The sequence below is a fragment of the Paraburkholderia caffeinilytica genome, from assembly GCF_003368325.1.
In the GTDB taxonomy this organism is placed as follows: Bacteria; Pseudomonadota; Gammaproteobacteria; order Burkholderiales; family Burkholderiaceae; genus Paraburkholderia; species Paraburkholderia caffeinilytica.
Genome location: NZ_CP031466.1, coordinates 2773714 through 2792517 on the forward strand (window position 1 = coordinate 2773714; position 18804 = coordinate 2792517).

Here is an 18804-nt window from a genome sequence, read left to right on the forward strand (position 1 = left end):
TCCCTATACCTTTTCGACCTTGACGAGGAACGACTTGAATTCCGGTGTTTGCGAATTCCCGTCGCCCACGGAGGGCGTCAGCGTATTGACGAGATAGCCCGGCTTCGCGAGCCCCTTGAAGCCCCAATGCAACGGCAGCCCGACTGTCTGGACCTTTTTCCCTTCGATCATCAGCGGTTTGATCCGCTTGGTGACGAGCGCCACGGCGATGATGTGCCCACGATTGGACGACACCTTCACACGATCGCCTGCCACCACGCCCACTTCCTTCGCCAGATCCTCGCCGATCTCCACGAACTGTTGCGGCTGCACGATCGCGTTCAGGCGCGCATGCTTGGTCCAGTAGTGGAAATGTTCAGTCAGACGATACGTGGTAGCCGTATGCGGGAAGTTCTCATGCGTGCCGAAGGCGGCCCGGTCGTCCGGGAACACGCGCGCCGCCGGACTGCTGACGACCGCCTTGTTATCCGGATGCAGCGGGTTATAGCCGAGCGGCGTTTCAAACGGTTCGTAGTGCTCGGGGAATGGACCTTCCACCAGACCGTCGCGCGAGAAGAAACGCGCCACGCCCTCCGCATTCATGATGAACGGATTCATGCCGTTTTCGGGTGGCTCGTCCACCTTGAAGTCGGGGACGTCCGCACCGCTCCACGTCTTGCCGTTCCACGCGATCAGCTTGCGCTTGGGGTCGAACGGCTTGCCGCTGACGTCGCATGATGCGCGGTTGTACAGAATCCGCCGGTTCGCCGGCCACGCCCACGCCCAGTTCAAGGTATTGCCAATGCCGGTCGGGTCCGAGTTGTCGCGGCGGCCCATCTGGTTGCCCGCCTGCGTCCACGACCCGCAGAAAATCCAGCAGCCGCTTGCCGTGCTGCCGTCGTCGCGCAACTGTGCGAAGCCCGCCAGCTGCTCGCCCTTTTTGGCGAGCACCCTGGTTTTGTCGGTGGCGTCGGTCACGTCGGCGAGCGCCTTGCCGTTGAACTCCATGGCGATTTCTTCAGGCGTCGGGCTTTCCGGGTTCGAATACGGCCAGCTCATGTTGAGAATCGGATCGGGATACTTGCCGCCGCTCTCCTTGTACGCCTTCCGAATGCGCAGCCACAGCCCCGACATGATTTCGAGGTCGCTCTTCGCTTCGCCCGGGCCGTCCGCGCCCTGCCAGTGCCATTGCAGCACGCGGCTGGAGCTGACCAGCGAGCCGCGCTCTTCGGCGAAACAGGTGGTCGGCAGGCGGAAAACTTCCGTTTGAATCTTCGACGGATCGACGTCGTTGAATTCCCCGAAATTCTTCCAGAACTCGGAGGTCTCGGTGGCGAGCGGGTCCATGATGACGAGCCACTTCAGCCTGGCCAGACTCGCACCGATCTTCGCCTTGTTCGGCGCCGCGGCGAGCGGGTTGAAGCCCTGCGCGATGTAGCCGGTCATCTTGCCTTGATTCATCAGCTCGAAGACCTGCAGCATGTCGTATGACTTATCGAGCTTCGGCAGATAGTCATAGCCGAAGTTGTTCTCGGCGGTCGCGTTATCGCCCCACCACGACTTCATGAAGCTGACGTGGAACGCGCGGTAGTTGCGCCAGTAGCTCAACTGGTTCGGCCGCAGCGGCTGGCTCGCGCGCTTCGTGATGAAGGCGTCGAAGTCCTGCTCGGCCTCCATCGGCAGCGTCATGTAGCCCGGCAACAGGTTCGACATCAAACCGAGGTCGGTCAAACCCTGGATGTTCGAGTGACCGCGTAGCGCGTTCATGCCGCCGCCCGCAATGCCGATGTTGCCCAGCAGCAATTGCACCATGGCGCCCGTGCGGATGATCTGCGCGCCGATCGAATGATGCGTCCAGCCGAGCGCGTAGAGGATCGTGCCGGCACGCCCCGGGACCGCCGTCGACGCCAGCATCTCGCACACCTTGAGGAATTTGTCCTTCGGCGTGCCGCAGGTTTTCTCGACCTGCTCGGGCGTATAGCGCGAATAGTGCTGCTTCATCAGCTGATAAACGCAGCGCGGGTGTTCCAGCGTCGGATCGACTTTGGCGTAGCCGTCGTCGCCGCGCTCGTAGTCCCACGTGCTCTTGTCGTAGCTGCGTTTATCCGCGTCGTAGCCGGAATACAGGCCGTCCGTGAACGAGAAATCCTCGCGCACGATGAACGGCATGTCCGTGTAGTTCCTGACGTACTCGTGCTGGATCTTGTCGTTGGTGAGCAAATAGTTGATCACCCCGCCCAGGAACACGATGTCCGAGCCGGTGCGAATCTGCGCGTAGTAATCCGCGACCGAGGCCGTGCGCGTAAAGCGCGGGTCGACCACGATCAATCTTGCCTTGCGGTGCGCCTTCGCTTCCGTGACCCACTTGAATCCGCATGGGTGCGCCTCGGCCGCATTGCCGCCCATCACGAGAATCACATCCGCGTTCTTGATGTCGACCCAATGGTTCGTCATCGCTCCACGGCCAAACGTCGGGGCAAGACCTGCCACCGTCGGGCCATGTCAGACACGCGCCTGATTGTCGAATGCAAGCATGCCAAGACTGCGGACAGTCTTGTGCGTCAGATAGCCCACTTCGTTACTGCCGGCCGATGCCGCGAGCATGCCGGTGGTCAGCCAGCGGTTGACCTTCTTGCCGTCCTCCGTCGTCTCGACGAAATTGGCATCGCGGTCTTCCTTCATGAGTCTGGCGATGCGATCGAGCGCGTCTTCCCAGGAAATCCGCTTCCATTCATTCGATCCGGCCGCGCGGTACTCCGGATACTTCAGACGGCTCGGACTGTGAATGAAGTCGATCAGGCTCGCACCCTTCGGGCACAACGTGCCGCGGTTCACCGGATGATCGGGATCGCCTTCGATGTGGATGATGCTGGACTTTGCATTCTTGGCGTTGTCGCCAAGTCCGTACATCAGGATGCCGCAGCCCACCGAACAGTACGGGCAGGTGTTGCGGGTTTCGGTTGTGCGCGACAGTTTGTACTGACGAACCTCGGCTAGCGCGGGTGCCGGAGAGAAGCCCATGAGGGCCAAACTTGATCCGGCGAGCGTGGTGGCGGAGACCTTCAGAAACTGTCGCCGGGACATGTGGGTCATGTAACGGCCTCGGCTCTTTTTGGGATACTGATAACGATTATAGAAGCCCATATGAAGTCCTGCAGCGAGACTGCCCACCCCATTCATGCCGTTAAATATGAAGTACCACAGCCGGTTTCGACGGAAACGGGCATGATTCCTCATGCATCCGTTGATTGCGTCTGCAACGGCCAACGCCGCGGGCGCCGCTGTCCTGCGCCGCGCGTGAACAACCGCCATAATGGGTGATTCGAAGCCTGAAATCCGCGCCGCCCATGACCGACACTCTCCCCACCGCCCATCGGCCGCCCCGCCTGACCAGCCTGTCGCACGGCGGAGGCTGCGGCTGCAAGATCGCCCCCGGCCTGCTTGCCGATCTGCTCAAGCGCAGCGCGCCGCTGCCGTTCTTTCCCGACCTGCTGGTCGGCAACGATACCGCCGACGACGCCGCCGTCTACCGGCTCAACGACGAGCAGGCGATCGTCGCCACCACCGACTTCTTCATGCCGATCGTCGACGACCCGTTCGACTTCGGCCGCATCGCCGCGACCAATGCGCTGTCCGACGTCTATGCCATGGGCGGCAAGCCGCTCATGGCGCTGGCGATCGTCGGCATGCCGATCAATGTGCTGCCGCACGACGTGATCGCGGCGGTGCTGAAGGGTGGCGAGTCTGTCTGCGCCGAAGCCGGCATTCCCCTCGCGGGCGGTCATTCGATCGATTCGGTGGAACCCATCTATGGCCTCGTTGCAATTGGCGTGGTCGATCCGAAGCGGGTCAAACGCAATGACGGCGCGCGGGCGGGCGACGTGCTGATCCTCGGCAAGCCGCTGGGCGTGGGCGTGCTGTCGGCGGCGTTGAAAAAGGACCGGCTCGATTCAAACGGCTATGCCGCGATGATCGCGGCCACGACCAGGCTCAACCGGCCGGGCGCGGCGCTGTCCACGCTCGACGGCGTGCATGCCCTCACCGACATCACCGGTTTTGGCCTGCTGGGCCACACGCTGGAATTGGCCCGCGGGTCGAATCTGACCGCCCGCGTGCGCTATGCGGATCTGCCCTGGCTGCCGGACGTAGTCGGCTTCGCCGAAGCCGGCCTTTTTACCGGCGCTTCGGGGCGCAACTGGGACGCTTACGGCAAGGACATTGTTTTGCCTTCCTCATTGCCGGCGACGGCGCGCACTCTGCTCACCGATCCGCAGACTTCGGGCGGCCTGCTGGTGTCGTGCGCGCCGGAGGCGGTCGACGAAGTTCTCGCGCTGTTCCGCGCAGACGGATTCGACGAAGCGTGCGTGATCGGCGAAATGGTCAGCGGAGACAGGCGAGTCGAAGTTATCTGAGTTGCAAGCCATTCATTTCGCCCATAACCCCTTGAAAAACCTACTCGTCAGCCTCGATCAAGCCGGTGATTTCGACGAAATCATCGACGTGCGCACGCCGCTCGAATTCGCCGAAGATCACATTCCCGGCGCGCTCAACGCGCCTGTGCTGAGCAACGAAGAGCGTGTTCTGGTCGGCACGACTTACAAGCAGGTCTCGCCGTTCGAAGCCACGCGGATCGGCGCGGCGCTGGTTGCGCGCAACATCGCGCATCATCTGGAAACCACCTTCGCCGACCGGCCGCGCAACTGGCGGCCGCTGATCTACTGCTGGCGCGGCGGGAAACGCTCGGGTTCGGTCACGACGCTCTTCAATATGATCGGCTGGCCGGCACGTCAACTGGAGGGCGGCTATAAAAGCTACCGGCGCGCGACACTGGACGCCCTCGACACGTTGCCGAAGCGGTTCCACTACATTGCGCTGGTGGGCCCGACCGGCAGCGGCAAGACGCGCCTGCTCGAGGCACTGCGCCAGGCCGGCGCGCAAACGCTGGATCTCGAGGCGCTGGCCGCTCATCGCGGCTCGCTGCTCGGCGCATGGGCGGGGGTTGCGCAGCCATCGCAAAAGCGCTTCGACACGCTGCTGGTGACCGCCCTGCGCACGTTCGATCCCAAACGGCCGGTGTTCGTCGAAGCGGAGAGCCAGCGGATCGGTTCGATTACGCTGCCGCTCGCGCTCCTCGACACGTTCCACCAGGGCGCTTGCGTCGAAGTGTTATCGAGCCATCAAGACCGCGCGGCGTTCCTGCTGCACGACTATGCGCATCTGTTCGACGATCCTGAAGCGCTCAAAGCGCAACTGCAGAAGATGATCGGTTTGCATAGCCGCGAACGTGTCACGGGCTGGCAACGACTCGTTGACGAGAATAGCCGCGCCGAACTCGCGCGCGAACTGATCGAACGGCACTATGATCCGGCGTATGCGCGCAGCAGCCGTCAGCATTTCGTGCAGTTGCCGCATGCGTTGCCAATTAATTTCCGGCCCAACGACGCCGATGTCGTTGAGCAGGCAAAAGCACTACTGATTCGACTCGATAACGGCGCGCTCGCCGTCATCTGACTAAAAACTCACGGTTAAGAGCATTCACCATGCAATCGACCCTCCGGCAGCCCCGTGTCGCCCTTGGCTGGATCGTGTTTCTGCTGATCGCCGTCGTCGGGCTCTTCTATGTGAAGTGGTTCCCGTACTACAACCGTGCCTTCGTCGCGGCGAGCCAGCATTCCATCGGCAAGTCGATCCTGATGGGCACGGCGTCGAGCGCGCCGCCGGCCTCGTGGCAGGCGGCCATCGACTACGCGCTGGCCTACGGCAAGGCGATCTGGCAAGCCATGGTGCTGGGCCTTCTGCTCGGCTCGGCGGTGCAGGCGCTGATTCCGCCGCAATGGATCGCACGCGTGCTGGGCCGGACCGATTTCAGCAGCGTGGTGACCGGCGGCCTCATGTCATTGCCGGGCATGATGTGCACGTGCTGCGCAGCGCCGGTCGTGGCCGGCTTGCGCGCGCGTCAGGCCGCACCGGGCGCGGCACTCGCATTCTGGCTGGGCAATACTGCCCTTAATCCGGCTACGCTGATTTTCATGGGCTTCGTGCTCGGCTGGCAATGGATGGGCTTGCGGCTCGCCCTCGGGCTCGTGATGGTGTTCGGCCTCGGCTATCTGGTGAACCGGATGGTCACGCCGAAGGAAGCCGAAGCGTCGCGCGAAGCCATGGCGCAACGGGTGTCCAGCGACGAACCCGGCACCGCGTTCACGCGCTGGGTGAAAATCCTCGGAACCATGACGCTGCGGCTGATTCCCGAATACATCGTGCTGGTGCTGATTCTCGGCGCAGCGCGGACCTGGCTGTTTCCGCACATCGGACCCAGCATCGATAACAGCCTGCTGTGGATCGTCGCTTTGGCGATCGCCGGAACGTTGTTCGTGATTCCAACCGCGGGCGAAGTGCCGATCATTCAGGCCATGCTCTCCTTCGGCATGGCGGCCGGCCCGGCCGGCGCGTTGCTGTTGACGCTGCCGCTGATCAGCGTGCCGTCGATGGCCATGCTCGGCCGCTCGTTTCCGACGCGTGTGCTAACCGTGGTGGCGCTGGCCGTGGTGGTTTGCGGAGTGGTCAGCGGGTTATTGGCTATTACTTTGGGATTCTAAACAATGAAACGTATCGCAGCATTCTGTCTGACGAACTGGTCAGCCGCCGGCCTGCTCTACTTCGGACAGCATTCGGTGGCCCTGATCGTCGTCAGCGGGGTCATCGTGCTGGCCGGCTTCGATCTGCTTCGTCCTTGACGCGATCTAGGTCGGACCAATCGCCGACGACTCGAGTGTCATCCGGCGACGCGCGCCGATCAGCGCGGCGAGCGCCGTGCCAATCCCCAGCGCGAACAGGCACGCCGTCGGCACCAGCATCGGCGCGACATGGCTGTGCGCCACCTTGCCGACATAAGGCATCAGGTTCTGTCCGGCAAAGCCGCCCAGATTGCCGATCGAGTTGATCGCCGCCACGCTCGCCGCGGCCCTTGCGCCGGAGAAGAAGCGCGGAGGCAGCGACCAGAAGCACGGATAGAGCAAGGGGATGCACGCCCCGCCCAGGCACAGCGCGGCAAAGCGCAACGATGCGGTCGGCAAGACGAGGCTCGACGCAAAGCAAACGACCCCGATGCCGGCCACCACGCTCATCGCTTTCAATACGACACGCTCGCGCTTGAGCTTGCCGGGCAGCCACAGCAGAAGCAGGGTCGCGAGCGCCCACGGAATCATGTTCAGCACGCCGTTCAACGACGAAGACACGCCATCGCTTTTCAGCAGCGTCGGCATCCAGTAGGTCACCCCGTACAACGACGTCGACATCAGCATGTACGTCAACGCGAACATGAGAACCCTGGGGTCGAGCAACGCGCCCCAAGGCCGCGTCGCCTTGGCGTCATCCGACGCTTCCCGCTTGAGCGCGGCGATCACGACGTCCTTTTCCTGCCGCGAAAGGAACGGCGCCTCCTGCACCGAATTCGGCAAGAATTTGAGCGCAACGAACGCAATCAGAATGGCGGGAATGCCGGTGGCGATAAACACCCACTGCCAGCCCGCGAAGCCCCACGTGCCGCCCAGCGTCAGCAGGAGACCGCCGACCAGCGAGCCCAGCATATTGGCGAGCGAACTGCCCAGCGTGAAGAACCCCAGTACTTTGGTGCGATAGCTCTGCGGGAACCATTGCGTGAGGTAGTAGATGACGCCGGGATAGAAACCGGCTTCGGCAACACCCAATGCGAAGCGAAAGGAATAGAAGACCGGCAGCGAACGCGCGAACGCCATCAGCACCGTGACCACACCCCAGGTCATCATGATGCGGGCGAGCCAGGTCCGCGCGCCGAAACGATGCAGCGCCAGCGTGCTGGGCACCTCGAAAATGAGGTAGCCGATAAAGAACAGCGAAGCCCCCAACCCGTATGACGCTTCCGTCATGCCAAGGGCGTGCACCATCTCCAGCTTGGCAAAACCCACGTTCTGACGGTCGATAAACGAAATCAGAAACATGACGATCAGAAGCGGCATGAGCCGCCACGCCATCTTCCTCATTACTTGCTGCTCAAATCCTGCCTGCGTAGACATGTTCACTCCGGTTTTCTCACCGGCCGCCATCGACGTTCGCGAGGCGGCACGCCGGCCGCGACGTCGAGAAAGAAACGACCGGGTTGATATAGTCATATATATGTTTATATGAATTGACGTTTGACGCCATGAGGTGATACCCGGATAGGCGTGTACGCCCCAGCGATCCTGGCGGCGTTTGTGTTCAAAAGACGGAGTGAGGCTGAGACGCACCAGCAATCGCGGGGCCGATCGCGATGGTCCCGTGGCAGCAGAGGGAGTGAGGCCAGATACAACGTGGTCGATTACACGCCGGATCAGCCCGCGGTATTCCAGCGGGTCGCTAACTCAGCGGATTTCCACCTGGTATTGAAACGTTGTGGCGGCGCCACGCGTGCTGCGCCATTCGAACGGCGTGCCCGCGAAGTCCGACGCGACACGATGGACCTGAATGACGGGACTACCGACCGCTACATCGAGAAGCGAGGCGTCGTCGGACGTGGCTTGTTCTACTCTTAAGATTTCGGTAGCGGATGCCACGATCTGCCGGCACAAACGCTCGTACAACGGATACAGCAAGTCCTCGAAATCGCCGAGCGGCAACGTGGCCAAGGGTTCGAAACGCGCACGCGGCAACCAGATTTCTTCAGACAGAACCGCCTGGCCTTCGATCAGACGCACACGCGACAGGTGGATTGCTTTCTCGGAAGCTTTCATCCGCAAAGTCGAGCGAATTTCTTCGCCAGGCTTCGCGATTTCGCGCTTGAGCACGCGCGCGGTCGGCCGCACCGGTTCGCCGTCGCGCGACTTGAAGCGAAAGAAGCGGAACAGCGAGGAATCGAAACGGGGCCGGCGAATGAATGTGCCCTTGCCCTGGCTGCGCGTGAGCACGCCGTCGGCAACGAGCAGATCAATCGCCTTGCGAACCGTTCCTGTGGAGACGTTATAGAACTCCCCCAACTCCGCCTCGGTGGCGATGGCCTCCTCCAGCGCCCATTCGCCTGCGGCAATGCGGCTGACCAGATCGTCGCGCAATTGCTGATAACGGGGCAACCGGCCATCGGGCCTGGTCATGAAAGAGGCTGCTTCCATAACATTCATATAGTTGTTCAGAGGAGTAACTACTGTACAACATCCTGCCGCCGCGACGTGAGCAAGGGTTAATACTCAATGACTTTCCGCGGCTTTGCGACCACTATTCATACAGTCATATATATGACTACATGACAAGCATAACGGAGACGGCTATGTTCACGTGGTACAAGCAGGGCACGCCCCTCGAACGCAACACCTTCTGGGGGTGCTTTGCCGGTTGGGGGCTCGACGCGCTCGATGTGCAGATGTTCACCCTGGCCATTCCCGCGATCATCGCCGCGTACGGCATCGACCATACGCAGGCGGGCGCGATCAGCAGCGTGACGTTGATCTCTTCGGCACTCGGCGGCTGGATCGCCGGGGCGTTGTCGGACCGCATCGGACGCGTCCGGACGTTGCAAATGACGATCCTCTGGTTCGCCAGCTTCACCTTTCTCTGCGCGTTCGCCCAGAACTTCCCACAGCTTCTCGTTCTCAAGGCACTTCAAGGATTCGGATTCGGCGGCGAATGGGCAGCAGGTGCGGTACTGATGGCGGAAACCATTCGTACCGAACACCGCGGCAAGGCAATGGGCGCCGTGCAAAGCGCCTGGGCGGTCGGCTGGGGCGCGGCCGTGCTGGTGTATGCCGCAGCATTCTCGTGGCTGCCGTCGGACACCGCATGGCGCGCGATGTTCGCCGTCGGCCTGGTGCCGGCCGGCCTGGTTCTATTCGTCCGGCGCAATCTGAAGGAACCGGTGCGCGTCGCGCCGGCAAGCGCGGCACCCAAGGTCTCGGTACTCGGGCAGATAACCCAGGTGTTCCAGCCGCGCGTGCTCCGGACCACCGTGATCGGCGCCGTGCTGGGCACCGGCGCTCACGGGGGGTACTACGCGATCATGACCTGGTTGCCCACCTTTCTTGCCAAAGAGCGGCACCTGTCGGTTCTGAACACCGGCGGCTACCTGGCGGTTGTCATCGTGGCGTTCTGGTGCGGCTGCATGGCAAGCGCCTATCTGCTCGACCGCATTGGCCGCCGGCGCAATGTCGCCCTCTTCGCCTTCTGCTGCATCGTTACGGTTCTCGCCTACGTGATGCTGCCGCTGACCAACACGCAAATGCTCGTGCTGGGCTTCCCCCTCGGGCTGTTCGCCGCGGGCATCCCGGCAAGCCTCGGTCCGCTTTTCAACGAACTGTATCCCGCCGACATGCGCGGCACAGGCGTCGGCTTCTGCTACAACTTCGGACGGATCGCCTCGGCGGGTTTCCCTGTCCTCGTCGGCTATATGAGTCATTCGATGACGCTCGGTACGGCAATCGGAATCGACGCGGCCATTGCTTACGGCCTCGCGATGATCGCTGTGTTGCTGCTTCCCGAGACGCGCGGCAAACGTCTGCGTGGGGTGGTGCCTGAATCTGCGCCGGATGCCGTCGACAACGCGCGATTGACCCTGGACCCGCCGCGGAGCTGACCATGAGCGCACCTGCATCCCTCGCTCATTCCCGCTCCTGCCGCATGGACACTCACGCGCACGTCTTCCAGAAAGACTTGCCGCTCACGGATGGCCGGCGCTACGCGCCGGGCTACGACGCCACGCTCGACACCTATTTGCAACTGCTGAACACGCACGGCATCGGGCGCGCGGTTCTGGTGCAGCCGAGTTTTCTCGGAACGGACAATCGCTACCTGCTGCAAGCCCTGTCGCGAGAACCGCACCGCTTGCGGGGCGTAGCGGTGGTCGCGCCCGATGTGTCCGAAGCAGAACTGGCCGGGTTGCATGCTCAAGGCGTCACCGGCATACGGCTCAATCTGATCGGGCAGGCGTTGCCCGATCTGCGGGCGAAACCATGGGCATCGTTGCTCGAACGATTGTCGAGACTGGGCTGGCACATCGAACTACACAGGAATGCTCAGGATCTTGCGCCGATGCTCGACCGGCTGCTCGAAACCGGCGTACCCGTGGTCGTCGATCATTTCGGACGCCCCGATCCTGAGAAAGGCGTTCACGATCCCGGCTTCAAGACTTTGCTCGGTTATGGCGGAACCGGACGCGTGTGGGTCAAGGTCTCGGGCGCCTACCGATGCGCGGTTCCCGGTTCTGCATTTGTGCGTGAGGCGACGGGCCAGCTTGTCGAACACTTCGGTGCCGAGCGGTTGATGTGGGGAAGCGACTGGCCCCACACTCAGCACGAGCGAGTGATGAATTACGGCCAGTCGTTATCGACGCTTTTGGAACTCGGCCTGGAAGCAGCGGTGGTCGACGCGATTTTATGCACAACCCCTGCGTCGTTCTACGGATTCGAACAGGAATCCACGGACCGCTCGACGCCGGCAGCGGCGGCGCTATAACGTATGTCCTGAGCGAAGCGCGCCAGACCGAAGCCCGCCGTGCTTCATCGGCGACGGTGGACTGCGTCTTCAGGCTAGTGCCGGCGCTCTTTCGGTTATATAGCGATCAGCGCTGCGTCAGCGCCTCGCGAATCGCCGCGAGCCATAACGCCACTGCTTGCGCACCAGGATCCGCGTGACCGAGCGCGCGGTCTCCCACATAACTCGAGCGCCCGCGTCGCGGATGCATCGACGCGGTTTGCGCCGCGCCTTCTACTGCCGCATCAACCGAGGCTTTCAATGCCGCGTCGAGCCCGCCGTCTTCCGACTTTGCAAGCGCGGCTTGCAATGCATCGGCGGCAGGTTTGAGCGCGTCGACCATCGTGCGATCACCAGGATGCGCCCCGCCTAACGCCATCAATCCCGCGACGCCTTCACTGAACGCCGCCGACCACGCCCTCGCCGACGATCCACCGGATTGTTCGAGCGCGACCGCAGCGCGCAATAGCATCACCGCGTAGAGCGGCCCCGAGGTGCCGCCGACCACGCGCCGCACCGTTGCGGACAGGCCGCGCAACACGGCGCCCGGCGTTGACTCCGCGGGATACGTATCGAGTTCATGGAGAATGCCACGCGCGCCGCGCGACAGGCTGATGCCGAGGTCGCCATCGCCGACGCGTTGATCCATGTCGGTCAAGATCGGCTCGGCTTCGAGCAGACAAGCGCAAACGGCTTCGATCACGCGGCGCAGCGTCGCTTCTCGCGTGAGCGTCGCGCCGTTTGTACGATCCGGCGCGGCGGGTGCGGGCCGCACGGAAACCGGTGCGACGCGGCCGCTCAACGCGGGCCATGCGGTGGTGTGCGCGGCGGCATCGAGCCAGCCGAGTCGCTCATCGTCCACGCGCAGCAGTGTCAGCGAGACGCCCGACATTTCGAGCGCGCTCAGGAACGTGCCGGCCCACGCGCGCTCCACGTGAATGCCGCATGCCGCCAGATAGCGAAGCGCAGACCCGGCTACGATGCTCAACTCGCTTGAAGGCGTGCCGCCGAGATTGTTCACCAGCAACGCCACCCGCGCGCCAGGCTGCAGCGACAAGTCGCTGACGATTTTCGCCAGCAGCCTTTCGACGATCGCGTCCGCCGGTTCCATCGTGCCGCGCTCCACGCCGGGTTCGCCGTGAATGCCGAGACCCCATTCGATTTCGCCATCGGCCAGCTCGAAACCCGGCTTGCCGGCGGCCGGCACCGTGCACGGCGTGAGCGCGACGCCCATCGTGCCGAGCGAGGCGGCCGCGTCGCGCGCAATCCGCGCAACCTCCGCCAACGGGCGTCCCGCTGCCGCAGCCGCGCCGGTGATCTTGTGAACCAGCACGGTCCCCGCGAGCCCGCGACGGCCCGCATGGTCGCCGCTCGCCGCCAGCGCGACATCGTCGGCGACGATCACCATTTCCGTGGGGATTCCCTCGGCACGCGCGATCTCGGCGGCGAGGCCGAAGTTGAAGCGATCGCCCGTGTAGTTCTTCACGATCAGCAGGACACCCGCGGCACCGGCTACAGCGCGGATCGCATCGAGCACGGCATCGGTGGAGGGCGACGTGAACACCTCGCCCGCTACCGCGGCGCTCAGCATGCCGTGGCCCACATAGCCGCCATGAGCCGGTTCGTGGCCAGAGCCGCCACCGGAGATCAGCGCGACTTCTCCGCGCGCGGCAACGACCTCGGCATCGGCACGCACGACGATCGTGCTGCCTTGCAATAACGAGAGATTGGGATTGAGCGCCGCGAGTCCGTCGAGCATATCCGGGACGACCGCGGAGACGTCGTTGATGAGCTTCTTCATTGCGTCAGCGTCCTTTAAAGCCGCCGGCCCTGTGTCGCGAGCTCACGGCGGTTTATGCAATTGCGAGACCTGGAGGCTCAACTTTACCCGCATCGGGATGCATGCGACGTGGAGCGGTGAAGGTAGTCAGGCGGATGCCGCCGCACAGTGGCAACCGCGCGTCGATGAAAACGCAGCGACGTGCAGCGACCGCGAACGCGTAAAGGCATCAGCGAACGAGCGAGGCTGGGGCGAACAACAGGCAATACGGAAGGGAGAAACTGACAGGACAGCCGCACGATAACGATGTGCGCCGATGTGGTACGAAAACATGACCGTAGACGAAAGCGGAACCGCTTTCGTCTACGTCACTGATGCGTTGGTAGGCTCGATTGGATTCGAACCAACGACCCCCACCATGTCAAGGTGGTGCTCTAACCAACTGAGCTACGAGCCTTTAGAGGCGCGAATTATAGAGACTCCGTGCGAGGTGCACAAGCCCTGCATGGCAAGTATGTTCACGCATGGGGGGCCGTCGGTTCGTTGCTTCTTTCGTTGCGCGGTTCGTTGCTCAACTCGCTTCAGTTCGCCGATACCCACTCGGTCTGCGCGTCCAACGGAAAAACCGGACGCTTCAAATGCTCGAACTTGAACAGCCCATAATCCGAACTCGTCACGCCGCGGCTATCGCACTCCACCAGGGCTGCGGCGCTTGCAGCGGAAGGTGCGCTGCTTGCCTGAGTCGAAAGTGTACTAACCGTGCTTCCACCGTTAGCCAAACAGCCAGGCACAACGGCCATGCCGGTCCGGCATATCCTAAATGACCATGACGCGGGATCGGACAATTCGAGATGCTGCCCGATTCGACGTTGCGACAAAACGGGGGGATTCGGAAAAAGCGCGCAATCAAGTTGAAAGCTCGTGTGCACCAGTCGGCCGATGCCGATTGGCTTGGGACGGCAATCTCGCCGCTTATGACGAGCAAATTGGGTTGCGATCGTCGCGAGAGGACTCAACCTTTTACCGCTCGCGCCGTTATTGTATCTGCACAGGCATAACACTGGACCGTCATGGCACAACCTATTCCGTTTTCCCGCAAGACTGGCGCTGCACGTGCTCGTCATGACAAGGCCATGCTGTTGCCAATCGCTCGACAGGTCGCCGACGACCTTGCCCTGCGCGTGCATCTGGCGCTCGACGCCTTGCGCCGCGGCTCCGGCAGCACGAGCGATGCGCAAACACTCACACAGGTCATGCTGTTAACGGGTTTTCTGGCTGAATCAGGTTTTGGCTCGACAACGGGCGAGCAGATCGGTGCGGCGGAGAGAGCGGTATCGGCAGTTTTCGATATCGGTCGCGAGACTGGAGAGTGGAGGTTGGACAGCGCGGGGTTCGCGCTTTTCGCCGAAATCGCAACGAATTACGATCGACAACTGCACAGCGCGCCCCTTTGGGCGATCACCGACGCGAGCGAACGACTTGACCGCTTTACCGCAGGCTTGTCGTATCAGATACCGGTGCGGAAAAGGGCTTAACTGAATGGGATGACATCCGGACGCAGTGCCGGTGTGAGCGTGCGATCGCAGTCGTGATGGCATGGCCGGGGGCATGCGCCCCGTGCTGCGTGCGCTTCCTGCGGGCTGTTTTTGTCGCGCTGTTTGCCGCGCCGTGTTTCTGCCGGGCTGTTTCTGCCGGGCTGTTTCTGCCGCACTGTTTCTGCCGGGCTGTTTCTGCCGCACTGTTTCTGCCGCGTAAACGCAGAAACCCCACCGTTTCGGGGTGGGGTTTCTGCTGCTGCTGGGGAGCCTGACGATTACCTACTTTCACACGGGAATCCGCACTATCATCGGCGTGGAGTCGTTTCACGGTCCTGTTCGGGATGGGAAGGGGTGGGACCGACTCGCTATGGTCATCAGGCATGACTTGTTGCCGTACTGCCTTTGGGCAATACAGCCAATCTGGAAGAAGTAGTTTCTGGTGATGCTCACCAGAGGGAGTTGTGTTGTTCGAGGCACAACATCGATCTCTCAACCGTGTGTGGTCTGCATAAGACCCTGCGCGTGGCGCAGGGTGGGGCATCCATAAGTGCTGAAGCACTAACGGCTGCCGACACACACCTGTTATAGGATCAAGCCTTACGGGCAATTAGTATCAGTTAGCTTAACGCATTACTGCGCTTCCACACCTGACCTATCAACGTCCTGGTCTTGAACGACCCTTCAAGGGGCTCGAAGCCCCGGGGATATCTCATCTTAAGGCGAGTTTCCCGCTTAGATGCTTTCAGCGGTTATCTCTTCCGAACATAGCTACCCGGCGATGCCACTGGCGTGACAACCGGTACACCAGAGGTTCGTCCACTCCGGTCCTCTCGTACTAGGAGCAGCCCCCTTCAAATATCCAGCGCCCACGGCAGATAGGGACCAAACTGTCTCACGACGTTTTAAACCCAGCTCACGTACCTCTTTAAATGGCGAACAGCCATACCCTTGGGACCGGCTACAGCCCCAGGATGAGATGAGCCGACATCGAGGTGCCAAACACCGCCGTCGATATGAACTCTTGGGCGGTATCAGCCTGTTATCCCCAGAGTACCTTTTATCCGTTGAGCGATGGCCCTTCCATACAGAACCACCGGATCACTATGACCTGCTTTCGCACCTGCTCGACTTGTCGGTCTCGCAGTTAAGCACGCTTATGCCATTGCACTATCAGCACGATTTCCGACCGTACCTAGCGTACCTTCGTACTCCTCCGTTACACTTTGGGAGGAGACCGCCCCAGTCAAACTGCCTACCATGCACTGTCCCCGACCCGGATCACGGGCCAAGGTTAGAACCTCAAACAAACCAGGGTGGTATTTCAAGGACGGCTCCACGCAGACTGGCGTCCACGCTTCATAGCCTCCCACCTATCCTACACAGATCGGTTCAAAGTCCAATGCAAAGCTACAGTAAAGGTTCATGGGGTCTTTCCGTCTAGCCGCGGGGAGATTGCATCATCACAAACACTTCAACTTCGCTGAGTCTCGGGAGGAGACAGTGTGGCCATCGTTACGCCATTCGTGCAGGTCGGAACTTACCCGACAAGGAATTTCGCTACCTTAGGACCGTTATAGTTACGGCCGCCGTTTACCGGGACTTCAATCAAGAGCTTGCACCCCATCATTTAATCTTCCGGCACCGGGCAGGCGTCACACCCTATACGTCCACTTTCGTGTTTGCAGAGTGCTGTGTTTTTATTAAACAGTCGCAGCCACCAGTTTATTGCAACCCCTTCACCCTCCTGGCGCAGGCCAGTCAGGCTACAGGGGCGTACCTTATCCCGAAGTTACGGTACCAATTTGCCGAGTTCCTTCTCCCGAGTTCTCTCAAGCGCCTTAGAATACTCATCTCGCCCACCTGTGTCGGTTTGCGGTACGGTCCTGTTAAACTGAAGCTTAGAGGCTTTTCTTGGAACCACTTCCGATTGCTTCGTCGCCTAAGCGACTGGCCTCGCACCCTTGAATTCCGCGCCCGGATTTGCCTGAGCGCCTTCTCCAATGCAAGGACCGGGACTTCCAACACCCGGACAACCTTCCGCGATCCGTCCCCCCATCGCATTTAACAATGGTGCAGGAATATTAACCTGCTTCCCATCAGCTACGCATTTCTGCCTCGCCTTAGGGGCCGACTCACCCTACGCCGATGAACGTTGCGTAGGAAACCTTGGGCTTACGGCGAGGGGGCCTTTCACCCCCTTTATCGCTACTCATGTCAGCATTCGCACTTCCGATACCTCCAGCACACTTTCCAGTGCACCTTCGCAGGCTTACGGAACGCTCTCCTACCATGCACATTACTGTGCATCCGCAGCTTCGGTATATGGCTTAGCCCCGTTACATCTTCCGCGCAGGACGACTCGATCAGTGAGCTATTACGCTTTCTTTAAAGGATGGCTGCTTCTAAGCCAACCTCCTGACTGTTTTAGCCTTCCCACTTCGTTTCCCACTTAGCCATATTTGGGGACCTTAGCTGGCGGTCTGGGTTGTTTCCCTCTTGACACCGGACGTTAGCACCCGATGTCTGTCTCCCGTGATTGCACTCTTCGGTATTCGGAGTTTGCTATGGCGTAGTAATCCGCAATGGACCCCACAACCATGACAGTGCTCTACCCCCGAAGGTGATACACGAGGCACTACCTAAATAGTTTTCGGAGAGAACCAGCTATTTCCAGGTTTGTTTAGCCTTTCACCCCTATCCACAGCTCATCCCCTAACTTTTCAACGTTAGTGGGTTCGGACCTCCAGTACGTGTTACCGCACCTTCATCCTGGCCATGGATAGATCACCTGGTTTCGGGTCTACACCCAGCGACTGAACGCCCTGTTCGGACTCGCTTTCGCTACGCCTGCCCTAATCGGTTAAGCTTGCCACTGAATGTAAGTCGCTGACCCATTATACAAAAGGTACGCCGTCACCCCTTGCGAGGCTCCGACTGTTTGTATGCATGCGGTTTCAGGATCTGTTTCACTCCCCTCCCGGGGTTCTTTTCGCCTTTCCCTCACGGTACTGGTTCACTATCGGTCGATCACGAGTATTTAGCCTTGGAGGATGGTCCCCCCATCTTCAGACAGGATTTCACGTGTCCCGCCCTACTTGTCGTACACCCAGTTCTTTCATAATGTTTTCGCCTACAGGGCTATCACCTGCTATGGCCGCACTTTCCAGAGCGTTCGGCTAACACTACAAATAAAGAGTACAGGCTGGTCCCATTTCGCTCGCCACTACTCTGGGAATCTCGGTTGATTTCTTTTCCTGCGGTTACTTAGATGTTTCAGTTCACCGCGTTCGCTTCACGTAGCCTATGTATTCAGCTACGGATGACCCATACGGGCCGGGTTTCCCCATTCGGATATCGGTGGATCAAAGCTCGTTTGCCAGCTCCCCACCGCTTTTCGCAGGCTACCGCGTCCTTCATCGCCTGTGATCGCCAAGGCATCCACCACATGCACTTGTTCGCTTGACCCTATAACGGGTGTGTCTCTGCATCATTCTCTGGGAATGATGCGTTCGCCACCACCGCTACAGGTTGAGTATTCGTGTTGCGCCGTATTCCAAAGCAATCTTTCGATCACCTTTTCATACATTGATACAATCACAACCCTGATTCACCTACTCGAATACCCATCTCTAAGTATCCTTTCGTGAATCTCTTTACTACTTCTTCCTGATTGTTAAAGAACGACAGCCGATATCGCAGTTGCTATAACCGCGTATCACTCTGACTGGCTCAATCGCCAATGCAAAACCCTCTGCTTTTTTACTTCAGCAGAACGCTGCGCATTGAAGATTGGTGGAGGATGACGGGATCGAACCGACGACCCCCTGCTTGCAAAGCAGGTGCTCTCCCAGCTGAGCTAATCCCCCAGTCATGCACAGACCATCATCACACTTCGGGGTTCATCGACCAGCGCAGCCATCGCAGACAAGACAATGGTGGGTCTGGATGGATTCGAACCATCGACCCCCGCCTTATCAAGACGGTGCTCTAACCGACTGAGCTACAGACCCCTCAGTCTGTCTGACTTACTGTCTG

Annotated in this window: 11 protein-coding genes, 3 tRNA genes and 2 rRNA genes; 7 read left to right on the forward strand and 9 right to left on the reverse strand. The window is 60.7% G+C overall.

The window, feature by feature from the left end:
• Window positions 1-3: 3 nt before the first annotated feature.
• Entirely contained in the window at window positions 4-3072 is a 3069-nt protein-coding gene (gene fdnG / locus DSC91_RS12330; RefSeq protein WP_115779811.1) for a formate dehydrogenase-N subunit alpha, read from the reverse strand.
• Window positions 3073-3326: 254 nt separating this feature from the next.
• Here fdnG and selD point away from each other — a divergent pair, with 254 nt between their 5' ends.
• The 4 genes from selD to DSC91_RS38505 are packed head-to-tail and all read left to right on the forward strand — an operon-like array spanning window position 3327 to window position 6713.
• Window positions 3327-4391: a selenide, water dikinase SelD gene (selD, locus tag DSC91_RS12335; protein ID WP_115778502.1), complete on the forward strand. Its 1065-nt coding sequence runs from the start codon at window positions 3327-3329 to the stop codon at window positions 4389-4391.
• 31 nt (window positions 4392-4422) lie between these two features.
• Window positions 4423-5490 carry a tRNA 2-selenouridine(34) synthase MnmH gene (gene mnmH / locus DSC91_RS12340; protein ID WP_115779812.1) on the forward strand — a complete coding sequence of 356 codons (1068 nt, stop codon included), beginning with the start codon at window positions 4423-4425 and terminating at the stop codon, window positions 5488-5490.
• A 29-nt stretch (window positions 5491-5519) separates the two neighbouring features.
• Entirely contained in the window at window positions 5520-6575 is a 1056-nt protein-coding gene (locus DSC91_RS12345) for a permease (protein ID WP_115778503.1), read from the forward strand.
• Window positions 6576-6578: 3 nt separating this feature from the next.
• A complete protein-coding gene (locus DSC91_RS38505; protein WP_268238888.1) occupies window positions 6579-6713 on the forward strand; it encodes a hypothetical protein in 135 nt (44 codons plus the stop codon).
• Between the two features lie 6 nt (window positions 6714-6719).
• Here DSC91_RS38505 and DSC91_RS12350 read toward each other — a convergent pair whose 3' ends face one another.
• Both DSC91_RS12350 and DSC91_RS12355 read right to left on the reverse strand, forming a co-directional pair.
• Entirely contained in the window at window positions 6720-8030 is a 1311-nt protein-coding gene (locus DSC91_RS12350) for an MFS transporter (protein ID WP_115779813.1), read from the reverse strand.
• A gap of 327 nt (window positions 8031-8357) precedes the next feature.
• On the reverse strand, window positions 8358-9101 hold the full coding sequence (locus tag DSC91_RS12355) for a GntR family transcriptional regulator (RefSeq protein WP_115778506.1): 744 nt from the start codon (window positions 9099-9101) through the stop codon (window positions 8358-8360).
• Window positions 9102-9256: 155 nt separating this feature from the next.
• On the opposite strand from DSC91_RS12355, the gene DSC91_RS12360 reads away from it, so the two are divergent.
• Entirely contained in the window at window positions 9257-10555 is a 1299-nt protein-coding gene (locus tag DSC91_RS12360; protein WP_229758360.1) for an MFS transporter, read from the forward strand.
• A 2-nt stretch (window positions 10556-10557) separates the two neighbouring features.
• Window positions 10558-11433 carry an amidohydrolase family protein gene (locus tag DSC91_RS12365; protein ID WP_115778510.1) on the forward strand — a complete coding sequence of 292 codons (876 nt, stop codon included), beginning with the start codon at window positions 10558-10560 and terminating at the stop codon, window positions 11431-11433.
• Window positions 11434-11539: 106 nt separating this feature from the next.
• Here DSC91_RS12365 and dhaK read toward each other — a convergent pair whose 3' ends face one another.
• Together dhaK and DSC91_RS12375 are read right to left on the reverse strand one after the other, a co-directional pair.
• Window positions 11540-13252 (reverse strand): dihydroxyacetone kinase subunit DhaK, encoded by a 1713-nt coding sequence (gene dhaK / locus DSC91_RS12370; protein WP_115778512.1) that lies wholly within the window; start codon window positions 13250-13252, stop codon window positions 11540-11542.
• A gap of 359 nt (window positions 13253-13611) precedes the next feature.
• Window positions 13612-13688 (reverse strand) — tRNA-Val (locus DSC91_RS12375).
• Window positions 13689-14301: 613 nt separating this feature from the next.
• Between DSC91_RS12375 and DSC91_RS12385 the strand changes: the two genes are divergently transcribed.
• A complete protein-coding gene (locus tag DSC91_RS12385; RefSeq protein ID WP_115778516.1) occupies window positions 14302-14766 on the forward strand; it encodes a hypothetical protein in 465 nt (154 codons plus the stop codon).
• Window positions 14767-15035: 269 nt separating this feature from the next.
• Here the strand turns inward: DSC91_RS12385 and rrf are convergent.
• The 4 genes from rrf to DSC91_RS12405 form a co-directional block, all read right to left on the reverse strand.
• A 5S ribosomal RNA gene (gene rrf / locus DSC91_RS12390) occupies window positions 15036-15148 on the reverse strand.
• A gap of 207 nt (window positions 15149-15355) precedes the next feature.
• Window positions 15356-18234: ribosomal RNA gene (locus DSC91_RS12395) — 23S ribosomal RNA — on the reverse strand.
• Window positions 18235-18559: 325 nt separating this feature from the next.
• Window positions 18560-18635 (reverse strand) — tRNA-Ala (locus DSC91_RS12400).
• Window positions 18636-18702: 67 nt separating this feature from the next.
• Window positions 18703-18779: transfer RNA gene (locus DSC91_RS12405), tRNA-Ile, on the reverse strand.
• Window positions 18780-18804: the final 25 nt, after the last annotated feature.